This is a genomic window from Delftia sp. Cs1-4, from assembly GCF_000214395.1.
Lineage (GTDB): Bacteria > Pseudomonadota > Gammaproteobacteria > Burkholderiales > Burkholderiaceae_C > Comamonas > Comamonas acidovorans.
This window is the reverse complement of the sequence record NC_015563.1, coordinates 5461414-5476664: the sequence shown is the minus strand read 5'-3', so window position 1 is coordinate 5476664 and position 15251 is coordinate 5461414. Positions and strand designations below refer to the sequence as shown.

Genomic DNA, 15251 nt, shown 5'->3' with positions numbered 1-15251 from the left:
GCTCTCATCGTGGGGGACGGGCGGATTGTGGCGTTGATCGCGTTGCGTGCACAGACTCCGGTCTGTCCGGGGGCGCGGCCCCGGGCGGCTCACGATGCGGATTGGCTGCGCTGGATGCTGCGGATGTCGAAGGCGCCGCCGGTCTGGGCCTGGTCGCTGGTGGTGACGGCCCGCTTGCCGAGCAGGGGGAAGACCAGCTCGGCAAAGCGGATGGATTCCTCCAGGTGCGGGTAGCCCGAGAGCACGAAGCTGTCCGCGCCCAGCGCGGCGTACTCGCGCAGGCGCTCGGCCACGGTGGCCGCGTCGCCGACCAGGGCCGTGCCCGCGCCGCCGCGCACCAGGCCCACGCCGGCCCAGAGGTTGGGCGCCACCTCCAGCCGGTCGCGCCGCCCGCCGTGCAGCGCGGCCATGCGCGACTGGCCCACGGAGTCCATGCGCGCATAGCCGGCCTGGGCGCGGGCGATGTCCTCGTCGGTGAGCTTGCTGATCAAGCGCTCGGCATCGGCCCAGGCCTCCTCGTTGGTCTCGCGCACGATGACGTGCAGCCGCACGCCCAGGCGGACCTGGCGGCCCTGCTGCGCGGCGCGGCGGCGGATGTCGGCGAACTTTTCGGCCACGGCGGCGGGGGGCTCGCCCCAGGTGAGGTAGGCGTCCACCTGGCGCGCGGCCAGGTCGTGGGCGGCGTCCGAGGAGCCGCCGAAGTACAGCGGCGGATGCGGCTTTTGCACCGGGGGAAAGAAGTTGCGGCCCTGCTTGACCTTGAAGTATTTGCCGTCGAAGTCCACGGCCTCGCCGGCCAGCAGGCGGCGCCAGATGGTCAGGAATTCGTCGGCGTAGGCATAGCGTTCGTCGTGGGCCAGGAAGATGCCGTCGGCCTCCAGCTCGGTGGCATCGCCCCCGGGCACCACGTTGAGCAGCAGGCGCCCGCCCAGGGCCTGGTCCAGCGTGGCGGCCTGGCGCGCGCTGGACACGGGCGCGCCCAGCGAGGTGCGCAGGGCCACCAGCAGCTTGATGCGCTGCGTGACGGGCACCAGGCTGGAGGCCACCACCCAGGGGTCCAGGCAGGAGCTGCCGGTGGGGATCAGCAGGCCGTCGTAGCCCAGCTCCTCGGCCGTGACGGCGATCTGGCGCATGTAGGCGTTGGTGGGGGCGCGGCCGAAGTCGGAGGTGCCGAGGTAGCGCGTGTCGCCCGAGGTGGGCAGGAACCAGAAGATGTCTGGCGATGCGTGGGGGTCTTGGCTCATGGGATCTCCGGGGACGATGGAAAAGACGGTGGCGCGGCCTCGCCCGGCACCTGGCCCAGGCGCTGCAGCCGCGCGCGCACCACGCTGCGGCTGATGCCCAGCTGGCGCGCGGTCTGCACCTGGTTGCCGCGGTTGCGCTGCCAGGCCTTGAGCAGCAGGGCGCCCAGCACGTGCTGCTCCAGGCCTTCGGCATGCACGTCGCACAGGCTGTCCAGCGCTTCGCCCAGGGCCAGTTCGGCGGCGGCGGCCTGGGCGCCGTGTTCGGCCTCGCGTGTGGGGACGGGATCGGGCTCGCCCTGGCTGCTGGCGATGTGCAGGTCGCCCGCGCCGATGTGCATGCCCTGGGTCAGCAGCAGGCTGCGGTGGATGACGTTCTCCAGCTCGCGGCTGTTGCCGGGCCAGTCGTGCTCCAGCAGCTTGCGCTGCGCGTCCTGGCTCAGTGCCATGGGCGCGTAGCGCATGCGCTGGCAGTAGCTCGCGATGAAGTGCCGCGCCAGCGGCAGGATGTCGGCCGGGCGCTGGCGCAGCGGCAGCACGGTGAGGGTGACGACATCGAGCAGGTAGTACAGGTCTTCGCGAAAGCGCCGCGCCGCCACCTTGGTGTGCAGCGGCGCGCTGCTGGCCGCGAGCACGCGCACGTTGGCCGGCGTGCGCTGGCTGGCGCCGATGCGGGTGACCGCCTTGTCCTGCAGCACGCGCACCAGCTTGCTCTGGATGTGCAGGGGCAGGTCGTCGATCTCGTCCAGCAGCAGGGTGCCGCCGTGGGCGTCCTCGAAGCGGCCGGGCAGGTTGCCGAAGGCACCCGTCAGCGCACCGCTTTCGTGGCCGAAGAGCTCGGCGTTGATCAGGGCCTCGGACAGCGCGCCGCAGTTGACGGCGACAAAGGGGCCGTGGCGGCGCGGGCTCAGGCGGTGGATGTGGCGGGCCACCATTTCCTTGTCGGCGCCGCTGTCGCCCAGGATGAGGACGCCGGCCTCGCTGGCGGCCACCTGTCCCATGGTCTTGAGCAGGGCCTGCGAGGCCGGGTCTTGCAGTATCCACGGCGCGGGCGCGGCGCCGTCATCGTGCGCGGGCGCAGGTACGGGCGCAGGTGTTGCCGAGGACTTGCCGGGCGGCCAGGTGGGCAGACGGGTGTTCATGGCGCGGCGTCACGAGTAGAAGCTGGGCTGCGGATGGGTTCCGTTGAGCACCCAGTCGCCCAGCTCCTGCAGCTTGTAGTGCAGCGGGTCGTGCAGCGTCTGCGTGCGCAGGTTGCGCCAGAAGCGGTCAAAGCGCAGCGCCGCGTGCGTGGCGCGCGCGCCCGTGGCCTCGAAGATGCGGCTGGACAGGTCCAGCCCCGAGCGCGTGGTGGCAATCTTGGCGGCCGTCACGGCCACGGCGACTTCGCCGCGCTCGTGGGCGGTCAGCGCCGGGCCACGGCGCCAGGCGGCGTCAAAGCGCTGCGCGGCCTGCAGGGTCAGCAGGCGCGCGCCTTCCAGCGCGGCCCACAGCTCGCCATACAGCGCCTGGATGTGGGGGTCTGCGCCGGCCGCATCGGCAGGGGACTTGAACCAGGGCCGCGCCTCGTTCAGCGTGTAGCCGCGCGCCTGCTCCAGCGCGCCCTGGGCAATGCCCAGGAACAGATGGGCCAGGATGAGCTGGGCCAGCAGCGGGCGCAGCGCGGCATGCGGCGTGGACAGCGGGCCGGGGTCCAGCAGCAGCTCGGCCGCCTCCACGCGCACGCGCTCGAACAGGGCCGAGCCGCTGTCGGTCTGGCGCTGGCCCATGTTGTCCCAGTCGCGCAGCAAGGTGATGCCCGTGCGCTCCGTGGGCACCACGCCGATCAGCAGCTGGCCGCTGTCGGCATCGATGGCCGAGGCCACCAGCATCTGCGAGTCCAGCGCGCCCGAGGTAAAGCTTTTCTTGCCCGAGAACTCCCAGTGGCCGGGCTGGCGCGTGGCCGTGGTGCGGCGGTCCAGAGGGTTCAGCGTATTGCCCCAGAACCAGCGGTGGCGTGCCGTCTGCAGCAGCCAGGGCCGCCACTGGGCGGGCTGGCCGAACAGTTGCACGGTGGCCAGGTGCAGGTGCTGGAAGCCGTAGACATGGGCCAGCGAGCCGTCTGCCGTGGCCAGGATGCGCACCGTCTCCAGCGTCTGCACCCAGTCCGCGCCCAGGCCGCCCAGCTCGCGCGGAATGCTCAGTGCCAGCAGGCCGCTGGCGCGCAGCGCATCGCGCTCGGCCTTGGGCGTGCCGCCTGCGGCATCGCGCCGGGCCGCCGTGGCGGCAAGGCGCTGCGCCAGATCCTGCGCAGTGGCTATCGGGTCCGCAGGGACGGCCTCTGCCTGGCTCACGCGGGCTGCCCGGCCAGGGCCAGGTCGGCGGCTTCGGGAACGGGCCGCTGTGCCTCGGCCTGGGCCTGCACCAGCTGCTGCAGCGCACCGCGCAGCACCGGGGCCGACAGCTGCACGGTCAGCTCGATGCGCTGGCGCAGCGATTCGCTGTGGACCTGGCCGTCCTGGATGTCCTCGGGCGTGGAGTACACGCCAATGGGCAGGGTGAGGGCCGAGAAAAAGCCGAACAGCGGGCGCAGCTGGTGGTCCAGGATGAGGGCGTGGCGCGGGCTGCCGCCGGTGGCGGCCAGCAGCACGGGCGTACCCTGCAGCGCGTCCAGGTCGATGAGGTCGAACAGGTGCTTGAGCAGGCCCGGCAGGCTGGCGCGAAAGACCGGCGCGCCGACGATGAGGAAGTCGGCCTGCTCGATGGCTTCGATGGCCTGCAGCGTGGCCGGCGGCAGGTCGTTCTTGGACAGGGCCGCGCCCAGGTGGGGCTGCAGGTCCAGCAGGTCGATGACCTGTGCCTGCAGCGGCAGCTCCTGGCCCAGGCGGGCATGCAGGGCGTCCAGCAGGACACGGGTGCGGGAGGGGCGGCTCAGGCTGCCATTGACGATGACAGTCTTCAGCGATCGGCTCATGGAAACTCCTTGGCGTGGGTTCCAGGAGGCAGCGCGGCATGCGGTTTGCGAAGACTGCCAGCCCGGATGAGGTGGGATGGATGCCTTCATTACAGGGCCGAACGCCGGTATGGCGAAAGAAACTTAACGCATTTGCTTATCGGTTTGGGTGCCTTGGCAAGTGCTTGTTTCTGAAAGGAATTTTGTGGCGCATGGCATGTGCTAATGCGTTCTGGCGATATGCGCACGGCCGCTGCGCCCGTCCCTGCGCAGCGCGGACGCGCAAGGGCCTTCAGCCCGCCACGCCCGTCACGCCCACGTGCCAGTAGTAGATGGGGTCGGCGCCGTTGAGCAGGATGTCGCCCGCCGAGCGGGCCTTGTACAGCACGGGGTTGTGCGAGGCCAGGGTGCGCGCATTGCGCCAGTGGCGGTCCAGTGCCAGGTCTTCGGACAGGGCGCTGGAGCCGCCCACCTCGAACAGCCGCGCGGCCGCCTGCAGCACGGGATCGACCACGGCCACTTGGGCCTGGGCCGTGCGCAGCTCCAGGGCATGCAGCTGCTGCAGCGGCACCTCGCGCCCGGCCTCGCGCTCACGCGCGATGCGGCCCAGCTCGGCGGCCACGTCGGCCACGGCCAGGCCTGCGATGTAGGCCGTGCCGGCCAGCTGGCCGACGATGTGCTGCACCAGCGGATCGTCCTTGGGCAGGGTGGCGCTGCCGTGGCTGAACACGCGGCGGCGCGCCTGCACATAGGCGATGGCATCGCGCTGCAAGGCCCGGGCAATGCCGGCCAGGGTGGCCAGGTGGGCCAGCTGGAAATAGGCCACCAGGGGCGTGGGCTGGGCGCGCGGGAAGCGGATCACGGCGTCGTCGGGCACGCGCACCTGGCTGAGCACGGTGGTGCCCGAGCCGGTCAGGCGCTGGCCAAAGCCGCGCCAGTCATCGAAGCGCTGCACGCCGGACTCCGAGGTGGGCACGACGGCGTGCACGGTCTGGTCTTCCTTGCCCGGCTCCACCGCGCGCGCCACCACGGTCACCCAGTCGGCATACAGCGTGCCCGTGCTGTAGAACTTGCGCCCGTCCAGCCGCCACCAGCCGGGCTGCGTGTCGGGCACCAGGGTGGTCTGCAGCGTGCCCAGGGTGCCCGTGCCCACCTCGGTGGTGGCATTGCCGAACACGGCGCCGCGCGCGGCCAGCGGCAGCCAGCGGGCCTGGGTGGCGGCATCGCGGTCGATGAGCACGCGGTCCAGAAAGCCGAAGTGCGGGCGCAGGATCTGGGCGACGTTGGAGTCGGCCTCGGCCAGCTCGGTCCACAGCGCGAACAGCTGCTCCACGCTGGCGCCGGCCCCGCCAAGGCGGCGCGGCACGCGCAGCGCGGTGAAGCCGCTGTCACGCAGCCAGGCGATGGGTTCATGGGCCAGGCTGCGCGTGCGTTCGCGCTCGGCCGCACCCTGGGCGATGCGGTCGAACACGGGGCGAAAGCGCGCCTGCAGGGATGGCAGCGAGGGCGCGTCGGGATCGGCCGGGCCGTCTGTGGTTGGGCCGGGCGCCGCGTAGGCCGCAGGCTCGGTGGCGCAGGGGAGGGTGGTGGTCATGGCTTTGCAAATTCAAAGGCCCGCCAACCCGGCCTGCCTGCAAGGCAGGGCTGGGCCACGGGCCGGTGGGGGCGGGTGGCTAAGGACTTCAACGCCGCCAGCGCGCGGCGGCGTGGCTGGCGGGCAGGCGGTCGCCCTGGCCGAACAGGCGCTGGCGCAGCGTGGCGTCCTCGCCGTAGCTGGTGCGGTAGCGGCCCCGGTTCTGCAGCTCGGGCACGACCAGGCGGGCGAAGTCTTCCCAGGTCTCGGGCGCGACGATGCGCGTCAGGTTGAAGCCGTCGATCTCGCCCACGTCGATCCAGCGCTCCAGCTCGTCGGCCACCTGGGACGGGTCGCCCACGATGGTGGCGTAGCGGCTGCCCAGCGTGAACTGCTCCAGCAGCTTGCGCCGCGTGGTCCAGCCCTGCTTCTGCGCGGCCTGCGCCGCCGACTGGATGGCGTTGGTGTTGCCGAAGGAGATGGGGTCGTCCAGCCCGTACTGCGCAAAGTCCACGCCGGTGCTGGCGGCAAAGTGGGCCAGCCCGCTTTCCGCGCTGGCATGGGCCAGGTAGTCGGCGTATTTCTCGCGCGCCTCGGCCTCGGTGCGGCCGGGCACCACGGCCACGCCGGCGTAGATCTTGATGTCCTCGGGACGCCGGCCCGCGTCCACGGCGGCCTGGCGCAGCTGGCGCGAGGCCTCGCGCGCGGCCTCGGGCGTGCGCGCGCCGATGAAGATGCCCTCGGCGTGCCGGCCCGCAAAGCGCAGCCCGCGCGGCGAGGTGCCGGCCTGGAACAGCACGGGCGTGCGTTGGGGCGAAGGCGCGCTCATGTGGATGGCGTTGGCGCGGTAGAACGGCCCCTCGTGCACCACCGGGTGCACCTTGCCGGGCAGGGCGTGGATGCGCCGCGCCTTGTCGGCGATCACGGCACCCTCTTCCCAGCTGCCTTCCCAGAGCTTGTAGGAAAGCTCCAGGAAGTCGTCGGCGCGGTCGTAGCGGCTGTCGTGCTCGGCCAGGCCGTCCTGGCCCAGGCCGCGCGCGCCGCTGTCCACATAGCCGGTGACGATGTTCCAGCCGATGCGGCCATTGGTCAGCTGGTCCAGCGTGGTCACGTCGCGCGCGAAGGTATAGGGCTGGTGCGCGCCCACGGTGGCCGTGAGGCCGAAGCCGATGTGCCGCGTCACCGCCGCCATGGCCGAGACCAGCAGCCAGGGGTTGTTGACGGGCAGCTGTATGCCTTCGCGCAGGGTCAGGTCCACGCCGCCCTGGTAGACGTCGTAGTAGCCGACCACGTCGGCGATGAAGATGCCGTCGAACAGGCCTTCCTCCAGCACCCTGGCGATGTGGGTCCAGTAGGCCAGCGTGCCGTACTCGGTGGAGCGGTCGCGCGGATGGGTCCACAGGCCGTGGTGTATGTGGCCCACGCAGTTCATGTTGAAGGCGTTGACGTGGATGTGGCGCTTGGCTTGCGTCATGGGGCGGGTCCTGCAGTCCGTTGCGTCAGTTCTTCAACCAGGCCAGGCGGTAGAGCTTCTGGTCGTTCAGGTAGAAGGCGTGGATGGTCTTGCGCACCACGTCGGAGTTTTTGTAGATGTCCAGGAAGCGGGCGATGCGCGGGTCGGCCGCGCGGTCGCTGCGGGCCACGAACTGGATGGCCCAGGAGTCGTCCTCGTAGCTGGTGTAGGCCAGGCCCTTGCTGGCATCGAAGGCCTTGGAGGCGATGATGAAATACGGAAAGCCCTGGGCCAGGTCCACGTCGGGCGTGGTGCGCGCCAGCTGCGGGCCCTCGATCTCCACGAACTGCAGCTTCCTGGGGTTGGAGACGATGTCCGCCTGGGTGCCCAGCAGCCCGGTGTCGGGGCGCAGCGTGATCAGGCCGGCGTGCTGCAGCAGGCGCAGGCCGCGGCCCACGTTGACGGGGTCGCTGGCAATGGCCACCTTGGCGCCCGTGGGCAGGTCGGCCAGGGATTTGTGGCGCGTGGAGTACAGGCCCAGGTAGGACAGGATGCCCGCCTGCACGCTGGTGAACTTGAAGCCCTTGCTGCGCGCTGCATTGGCCAGGTAGTTGCTGTTCTGGTAGTAGTTGAGGTCGATGTCGCCCGCGTCCAGCGCCACGTTGGGCGTGGCCCAATCGGTGAATTCCACCACCTGCACGTCCAGGCCCTGCTTCTTGGCCTCCTTGGCGGCGGCTTCCACCGAGTCCGCGAAGATGCCTGGCACCACGCCGATCTTCAGGGGCGCGGCCAGGGCGCTGCCCGCGAGCAGGGCAGCGCCCAGGAAGGCGGCCAGCCGGGGCCAGAGGGTGGGGGAGGTCGTTGTCATCATTGCATTCCTGTGTCGTTGATAAAGGTCAGAGCGCGCCATGGCGCGGCGGGCGTATGCCGTTGAGCACGTAGTTGCCCACGGCGTGGTATTTCCAGCGCACGGGGTCGTGCAGGGTGTGGGTGCGCGCGTTGCGCCAGAAGCGGTCCAGGCCCTGTCCCGCCAGGGTGGAGGCCGTGCCCGCCAGCTCGAACAGCTTGCTGCCCGCCAGCAGGCTGGCGCTGGTGCTCAGCGCCTTGGCCTGGGCCACGGCCACCGAGGCGGCGGCCACGCTGTCGTCCGTGGGCGCGCGCTGGGCGGCGTCCACGGCCAGGGCCGCGCGGGCCACCAGGGCATCGGCGGCGCGCAGGCGCACGTGGACATTGCCCAGTTGCTGCAGCAGCAGCGGGTCCTGCGTGGCGCTGGCCACGCCCGCGTCCACCCAGGGCCGCGCATGCTCGCGGATGAAGGGCAGGGCAGCCTGCAGCGCGCCGTGGCCAATGCCCGCGTCCAGGGCGGCATGGATGATCTGGGCGAAGGGGCCGATGGTGGTGGGCCGCTCGAAGGAGCTGGTGAAGGGCACCACCCATTCGGGCTCCACGCGCACGCGGTCGAACTGCACCGAGCCGCTGCCCGTCACGCGCTGGCCGAAGCCGTCCCAGTCGTCGGTGACGGTGACGCCGGCCGCATCGCGCGGGATGAAGACCAGATACATGCGCTCGCCTTGCCCCGGCGCCTCTTCCTGCGCGCTGACCAGGGTGGGAATCCAGTGCGCGAACAGGGCGCCCGTGCAATAGAACTTGCGCCCCTGCACGAACCATCCGCCGCTCTCGCGCAGCAGCCGGGTGCGGCGCTGGAAGTCGCGGTGGCCGATCTCGGCCAGCGCATTGCCCAGGCGCTCGCCGCGCAGCACACGGTCATAGAAGAAGGCCTTTTGCGCGGGCGATCCGCCCACGCGCAGCACTTCCAGCGAGTAGTAGTGGTTCTGCGGAATGTGGCCGAAGTTGCCATCGGCCGCCGCAATCAGGGCAATGGCCCGCGCCAGCGTGGCTGTGGACACGCCCGCGCCGCCGTACTCCCGGGGAATGGTGATGCCCCACAGGCCGCTCTGGCTGAACTGCTCCACCTCCTGCCAGGGCAGCAGGCGGTCGCGGTCGCGCGCCAGCGCGCCGGGGGCGATGAGGGCGGCAAAGCGGCTGGCCGCTTCGAGGGCCTCGGTCTCGCTGCCGATGATGTGGGCGGGCCGGGCGGGAGGCGCTGCGGGAGCGGGCTGGCTGCCCGGTGTGGAGGCCAGGGCCTGCAGCTCTTGGGTCGATGTCTGTGTCATGGCGGTCAGTTCCACTGGTGGCGGCGCGGCAGGGCGCCGTTGAGCAGGTAGTTGCCCAGCAGGTGGTATTTCCAGCGCACGGGGTCGTGCAGCGTGTGCACGCGGGCGTTGCGCCAGTGGCGGTCCAGGCGGTGGGCAGCGCGGCTGGCCGAGGAGCCGGCCAGCGCGAACAGGTGCTCGCCGGCCTGCAGCGCGGCCTCGGTGGTGAGGATCTTGGCCTCGGCCACGGCCACCGAGGCCTGGGCGCTGGCCTGCTCGTCCACCGCGCCACCAGCCGCTGCAGCCAGCGCATCCAGCGTGCGCGCGGCCTCCAGCAGCACGGCATGGGCCGCATCCACCTCGATCTGCAACTGGCCGACCTCGTGGATGAGGTGGGGATCGTCGCTGGCACGCGCCACGCCGGAGTCCATCCAGGGCCGGCTCTTGTCGCGCACGAAGTCCACCGCGTCGCGCAGCGCGCCCTGGGCAATGCCCGCGTCGATGGAGGCCTGGATCAGCTGCGACACCGGGCCGGACAGCGAGGGCGTGGCCTCGAACTGCCAGGCAGGCACCACGTCCTCGGGCTGTACCTGCACCTGGTCCAGCTGCACGCTGCCGCTGGCCGTGGTGCGCTGGCCGAAGGAGTCCCAGTCGTCGAACACGGTCACGCCTGGCGCATCGCGCCGCACCCAGACCTGCACGATGCGGCCCTCCTCGTCCTGGGCGCGAAACGGCACCCAGTGCGCAAATGCCGAGCCCGTGGAGTAAAAGCGCGTGCCGCTGACGCGCAGGCCGCCATCGGCATCGCGCGACAGGCGCGCCGTGGCCTCCAGCACATGGGCCGCGCGCCCCTTGCGCTCCGGCCCGGCATTGCCCAGGCGGTGGCCGGCCAGCACGTCGGCGAACCAGCGGCGCTTCTGGGACTCGCTGCCCATGTCCCGCAGGTTCTGCAGCACGGCGAAATGGTTCTGCGGAATCTGGCCCAGCGAAGGGTCGGCCGCGCACAGCGTGACGAAGACCTGGGCCAGCGTCTCGTACGAGGCGCCCAGGCCGCCGTAGGCGCGGGGCACGGTGATGGCGCCCAGCCCGCTGGCCGTGTGGCGCTCGATTTCCTGCCAGGGCAGGCGCCGCTCATGGTCGCGGGCGGCTGCGTCCACGCGCCATTCATCGGCCAGGGCCTGGGTGGCCTGCAGAGCCTCGGCCTCGCTGGTGATGCGGTGCGGGGTGGAGGGCGGCAGGGGCAGGCGCCGCAGCGCCCCGCCCGGGGTGTGGTGTGTGTTGCCGGGCAAGGCTGCGCCCAGGGCATCCGGTGTGGTCATTCCGTGCCTCGTTGCTGAGTCGGTGGGGAGAGGGCCGCCAGGCGGCGGCCCCGGAGGGAAAGGCGTGGTGCCTGTTTTCAGCGTCAGCGGCTGCGCAGCCGGCGCACGTAGCGGTCGCCCAGCACCTGGACCACGGTGACCAGCGCGATCAGCACGGCAATCACCAGCAGCATCACCTGGGTGTCGAAGCGCTGGTAGCCGTAGCGGATGGCCAGGTCGCCCAGGCCGCCCGCGCCCACGGCGCCGGCCATGGCCGAGGAACTGATCAGCGCCACCAGGGTGATGGTGAAGCCGCCCACGATGCCGGGCAGGGCCTCGGGCAGGTAGACGTGGCGCACGATGTCCCACTTGCGGCAGCCCATGGCCTGGGCGGCTTCGATGAGGCCGGGATCGACCTCGCGCAGGCTGACCTCGACGATGCGCGCAAAGAACGGCGTGGCGCTGATGGCCAGCGGCACGATGGCCGCCCACACGCCGATGGTCGTGCCCGTCACCAGCCGCGTGAACGGGATCAGCGCCACCAGCAGCACGATGAAGGGCGTGGCACGGAAGCCGTTGATCACGCTGCCCAGCGCGCGGTGCGTGCGCGGCGAGGCCAGGAAGCCGCCGGGCGCGGTGACGATGAGCAGCACCGCCAGCGGAATGCCCGCCGCCAGCGCGATGCCGCCCGAGACGCCGACCATCATCAGCGTGTCGGCCAGCGCGTTGCCGTAGCGCTCAATGGGGATGGACAGATTCAGCGACATATCCGAGATCCTTGATGTCATGCGCAATGGCCGCCGGGCCCTGCGTCAATGTGTTCCAGTCATGCGCGGCCGTGCCGCCGCCCAGCGCGATCAGCAGCTGCCCCTGGGCATGGCCCTGGATGCGGTCCACGCCGCCATGCAGCAGGCGCACCCGGCCGCCCAGGGCCTGGGCGATGCGCGGGAAGTCGGGCTCCAGCCCGTCCTCGCCGCGGTAGGTCAGCTGCAGGATGCGTTCGTGGCGGCCTGCGGGCGCGGTGCTCAGCAGGCGCTGGCGCAGGTCGTCGGGCAGACCGTGCTGCAGCGGTGCCAGCAGGGCGCGCGTGGCCGGGTGCTGCGGGTTGCCGAAGACCTTCCAGACCTCGCCCAGCTCGGCGATGCGGCCCTGCTCCAGCACCAGCACGCGGTCGGCGATCTCGCGGATCACGCTCATCTCGTGCGTGATCAGGACGATGGTGATGCCCAGCTTGCGGTTGATGGTGCGCAGCAGCTCCAGGATGGACTGCGTGGTCTCGGGGTCCAGGGCGGAGGTGGCCTCGTCGCACAGCAGGATCTCGGGGTCGGTGGCCAGGGCGCGGGCAATGCCCACGCGCTGCTTTTGCCCGCCCGACAGCCGGCTCGGATAGGTGTCTGCCTTCTCCTGCAGGCCCACCAGGGCCAGCAGCTCATTGACCCGCGCATTGATGCGTGCGCGCGGCAGGCCCGCCACCTGCAGCGGAAGGGCCACGTTGTCATGCACCGTCTTGGCCGACAGCAGGTTGAAGTGCTGGAAGATCATGCCGATGCGCCGGCGCAGTTGCACCAGCTGCGATTCGTCCAGCGTGCCGATGTCCACGCCGTCGACCCGCACCTGGCCGCTGCTGGGCTGCTCCAGCCGGTTGATGGTGCGCAGCAGGCTGGACTTGCCCGCGCCGCTGCGCCCGATGATGCCGAAGATGCTGCCCGGCGCGATTTCCAGGCTGATCGCGTCCAGCGCCTGTACGGGACCGGCCGAAGACTGGTAGGTCTTGGCCACGCCGCTGAAGGCCACGGCGCCGGGTCCACGCAGGGATTCCCGCGTGGTGGCCGCTGCCGATGAGCGCCTGCCCGCGTCATGGGCCGGCCTGTCCGCCTCGTGGGCCGGCCTGTCCGCCAGGGGCTGCCTGGCTGCAATGCTGGTTGACATGGCTGAAGTCCTCCCCGCGCCGCTCAGGGCTTGACCCAGGCCAGGTTGTACAGGCGCTTGTCGTTGGAGAAGGCGCGCTGGGCCTCGGCCTTCACCGCATCGGAGTTCTGGTAGATGCGGATGAACTTCTGCACCACGGGGTCCTGCGTGCGGTTGGCCTTGACCACGAACTGGATGGAAAAGCGCGCATCCTCGATGCCCGAATATGCGAGCCCGCTGGACGGATCGAAGGCCTTGGCCGCCACGATGAAGTGCGGGTAGCCCTGGGCGATGTCCACGTCGCCCGTGATGCGCACCAGCTGCGGCCCCTCGACCTCGACGAAGCTGAGCTTCTTGGGGTTCTCGACGATGTCGTCCAGGCTGCCCAGGTAGCCCACGCCGGGCTTGAGCTTGATCAGCCCCACCTTCTGCAGCAAGAGCAGGCCGCGCCCCTGGTTCACGGGGTCGTTGGCAATGCCCACCTTGCCGCCCTGCGGCACCTGGGCGATGGCCTTGTGCTTGAGCGAGTACAGGCCCACGTTGGCCAGGATGCCCGTGCCCGCGCTGGCCAGCTTGTAGCCGTTCTTCTGGATGGCGTTGTCCAGGAAGGGCTGGTGCTGGAAGTAGTTGATGTCCAGGTCGCCCGAGTCCACGGCCACGTTGGGCGTGGTCCAGTCGGTGAACTCCACCACCTGCACATCGATGCCCTGGGCCTTGGCCTCCTTGGCGGCCACGGCCACCGAGTCGGCGTAGGCGCCGGGCACCACGCCGATGCGCAGCTTGTCGGCAGCGTGGGCGGAGAACAGGGCCAGGGCGGCCAGCGGGGCGATCAGGGCACGGGAAAGCTTCATCGGGATCTCCGGAAAAAAAGGTTCGAAAAAGGCAGGAAGGGGCCGCGTCACGGCTTGCGCCACGGCAGGCTGTACAGCCTGTCGTTGGCGGCGAATGACTTGTGGATCTGCGCCTGCACGGCGCCCGAGGTCTGGTAGATGCGCACGAACTGCGCAATGCGCGGGTCCCGGGCGTTGTCCTGGCGCGAGACGAAGCGGATGGCGTAGTACAGGTCGTCAATGCCCGAATACAGCAGCGCATTGCCGGCCACCTGCGGCCGCCCGGCGTTGACGAAGTGGGCCGGGTAGCCCTGGGCCAGGTCCACATCGTCCAGCGCGCGCACCAGCTGCGGTCCTTCGATCTCGACAAAGCGCAGCTTGCGCGGGTTGGACACGATGTCGTCCAGCCCCGCATGCGGGCCCTTGCCTTCGCGCAGCTGGATCAGGCCGGCCTTCTCCAGCAGCAGCAGGCCGCGCCCCTGGTTAACGGGGTCGTTGGCCACGCCCACGCGCGCTCCCTCCTTCAGGTCGGCAAAGCGCTGGGTCTTGAGCGAGTACAGGCCGATGTTGGGCAGCAGGCCCGTGGCCACGCTGGTGAAGGCATAGCCGCGCTCGCGGATGGCGTTGTCCAGGAAGGCCTGGTGCTGGAAGTAGTTGAGGTCGATGTCGCCGGCCGCCAGCGCCGTGTTGGGCGTGGTCCAGTCGGTGAACTCGATGACCTGCACGTCCAGCCCCTGGGCGCGCGCCTCCTTGGCGGCGACCTCCACGGAGTCGGCCAGCGAGCCGGGCGTGACGCCTATCTTCAGCGCGGCGGCCGCCGCAAGGCCGGGCAGCGCCAGCGTGGCGGCGAGCGACCAGAGCAATGTGTTTCTGCGCGTGGGCAAGGCGTGGTTCCTCCAGCTCGGCCAGGCCCGGCGCCGGCGCCCACATGGCGCCTGCCGGCATGGCCTCTGAAGGCATTGCAACACCCGGCCCCGGCGCGCACCACGACGGAATTCACATTTCCTTATAGCGAGCCATGCGCGGCGCAAGGCATTGATCGCAAAGGAAATTTTGCACAGGCAAGATTGAGCTTATGCCCGCGCGAAATATGGCACCGTGCCGGCTGCGCAGGCTTGCGGCAGCCAGGGCGGCCTGCCGCGCTCCCAGGATCAAACGCCCTGCTGCGCCTTCATCCTCGTCCAGGCCTTGAAGAGGATGGACTGCAGGCTGGCACGCTCGCCCTCGTCCAGGTAGTCGACCAGCGATTCGCACATGCGCCAGAAGGCCGGCAGCGCGCGGGCCAGCACCTCGCGGCCCTGGTCGGTGAGCGCCAGGTCGAAGCTGCGGCGGTCTTCCTGGCTGAGGCTGCGCGCCAGCAGTGAGCGCTTTTCCAGCCAGTCCAGCAGGCCCGTCACCGACGAGCGCGTCACGCCGACGTAGCTGGCGATATAGGAGGGCGTGACCACCGTGTCGCCCAGCAGCCCGCGCTCGGCCAGGCCGAAGATCATGAGCACGTCGAGCTTGCTCTCGGACAGGCCGAACGCCTGCAGCGATGCGTTGGCGCGCTGCTCCACATCATCGGCCAGCCACAGCAGCAGCAGGCCCAGGCCGGCGGCCGGCGTGTCGGTGCCGGGCTGCGCGGTCTGGGCCATCAGGGCCAGGTGCGGGCGCAGCGCTTCGGGGGCGTTGGCGAGGGGGGTGGATTCGGGGGCCGGTGCGGCAGCGGTCTTGCGCGGACTCATGGGAGTGGATGAAAGCGGGTGAAACCGGGTTGAAGGCGGGTTGAAGGCGGGTTGAAGCCGGGAGAAGAAAGGGCGGTTGATTTTACGGCTTTCATATATTACGCTTTGTGTATAGTACGTTAAGCGTATTATTTGGCGG

The 15251-nt window shown here is 70.5% G+C and carries 14 protein-coding genes; all 14 read right to left on the bottom strand.

All coding sequences use genetic code 11. The features are described 5' to 3' along the window. Positions 1 to 89: 89 nt before the first annotated feature. On the bottom strand, positions 90 to 1244 hold the full coding sequence (ssuD, locus tag DELCS14_RS24070; RefSeq protein ID WP_012203698.1) for an FMNH2-dependent alkanesulfonate monooxygenase: 1155 nt from the start codon (positions 1242 to 1244) through the stop codon (positions 90 to 92). Next, a complete protein-coding gene (locus DELCS14_RS24065; RefSeq protein WP_013803960.1) occupies positions 1241 to 2383 on the bottom strand; it encodes a sigma-54 dependent transcriptional regulator in 1143 nt (380 codons plus the stop codon). The genes ssuD and DELCS14_RS24065 overlap by 4 nt, the downstream gene beginning before the upstream one ends. A 9-nt stretch (positions 2384 to 2392) precedes the next feature. After that, positions 2393 to 3574: an acyl-CoA dehydrogenase family protein gene (locus tag DELCS14_RS24060; protein ID WP_012203700.1), complete on the bottom strand. Its 1182-nt coding sequence runs from the start codon at positions 3572 to 3574 to the stop codon at positions 2393 to 2395. Then, positions 3571 to 4194, bottom strand: coding sequence for an FMN reductase (gene msuE, locus DELCS14_RS24055; protein ID WP_013803959.1), 624 nt, complete (start codon positions 4192 to 4194; stop codon positions 3571 to 3573). The genes DELCS14_RS24060 and msuE overlap by 4 nt, the downstream gene beginning before the upstream one ends. Positions 4195 to 4465: 271 nt before the next feature. Next, on the bottom strand, positions 4466 to 5767 hold the full coding sequence (locus DELCS14_RS24050) for an acyl-CoA dehydrogenase family protein (RefSeq protein ID WP_013803958.1): 1302 nt from the start codon (positions 5765 to 5767) through the stop codon (positions 4466 to 4468). A gap of 88 nt (positions 5768 to 5855) precedes the next feature. Beyond that, entirely contained in the window at positions 5856 to 7220 is a 1365-nt protein-coding gene (locus DELCS14_RS24045) for an LLM class flavin-dependent oxidoreductase (protein WP_013803957.1), read from the bottom strand. A gap of 25 nt (positions 7221 to 7245) precedes the next feature. Beyond that, on the bottom strand, positions 7246 to 8070 hold the full coding sequence (locus DELCS14_RS24040; RefSeq protein ID WP_012203704.1) for a MetQ/NlpA family ABC transporter substrate-binding protein: 825 nt from the start codon (positions 8068 to 8070) through the stop codon (positions 7246 to 7248). 25 nt (positions 8071 to 8095) lie between these two features. Beyond that, positions 8096 to 9373, bottom strand: a complete 1278-nt coding sequence (locus DELCS14_RS24035) for an SfnB family sulfur acquisition oxidoreductase (protein WP_013803956.1) — start codon at positions 9371 to 9373, stop codon at positions 8096 to 8098. A gap of 5 nt (positions 9374 to 9378) precedes the next feature. Next, positions 9379 to 10671 carry an SfnB family sulfur acquisition oxidoreductase gene (locus tag DELCS14_RS24030; RefSeq protein ID WP_013803955.1) on the bottom strand — a complete coding sequence of 431 codons (1293 nt, stop codon included), beginning with the start codon at positions 10669 to 10671 and terminating at the stop codon, positions 9379 to 9381. Positions 10672 to 10754: 83 nt separating this feature from the next. Next, positions 10755 to 11417: a methionine ABC transporter permease gene (locus DELCS14_RS24025; RefSeq protein WP_012203707.1), complete on the bottom strand. Its 663-nt coding sequence runs from the start codon at positions 11415 to 11417 to the stop codon at positions 10755 to 10757. Continuing rightward, positions 11389 to 12579 (bottom strand): ATP-binding cassette domain-containing protein, encoded by a 1191-nt coding sequence (locus tag DELCS14_RS24020; RefSeq protein WP_013803954.1) that lies wholly within the window; start codon positions 12577 to 12579, stop codon positions 11389 to 11391. Before DELCS14_RS24020 ends, DELCS14_RS24025 begins: the two co-directional genes overlap by 29 nt. Before the next feature lie 23 nt (positions 12580 to 12602). Then, complete coding sequence (locus DELCS14_RS24015) at positions 12603 to 13409, bottom strand: MetQ/NlpA family ABC transporter substrate-binding protein (RefSeq protein ID WP_013803953.1); 807 nt, start codon at positions 13407 to 13409, stop codon at positions 12603 to 12605. A gap of 47 nt (positions 13410 to 13456) precedes the next feature. Then, positions 13457 to 14272 (bottom strand): MetQ/NlpA family ABC transporter substrate-binding protein, encoded by an 816-nt coding sequence (locus DELCS14_RS24010; protein ID WP_013803952.1) that lies wholly within the window; start codon positions 14270 to 14272, stop codon positions 13457 to 13459. A 267-nt stretch (positions 14273 to 14539) separates the two neighbouring features. Beyond that, positions 14540 to 15112, bottom strand: a complete 573-nt coding sequence (locus DELCS14_RS24005; RefSeq protein ID WP_013803951.1) for a MarR family transcriptional regulator — start codon at positions 15110 to 15112, stop codon at positions 14540 to 14542. Positions 15113 to 15251: the final 139 nt, after the last annotated feature.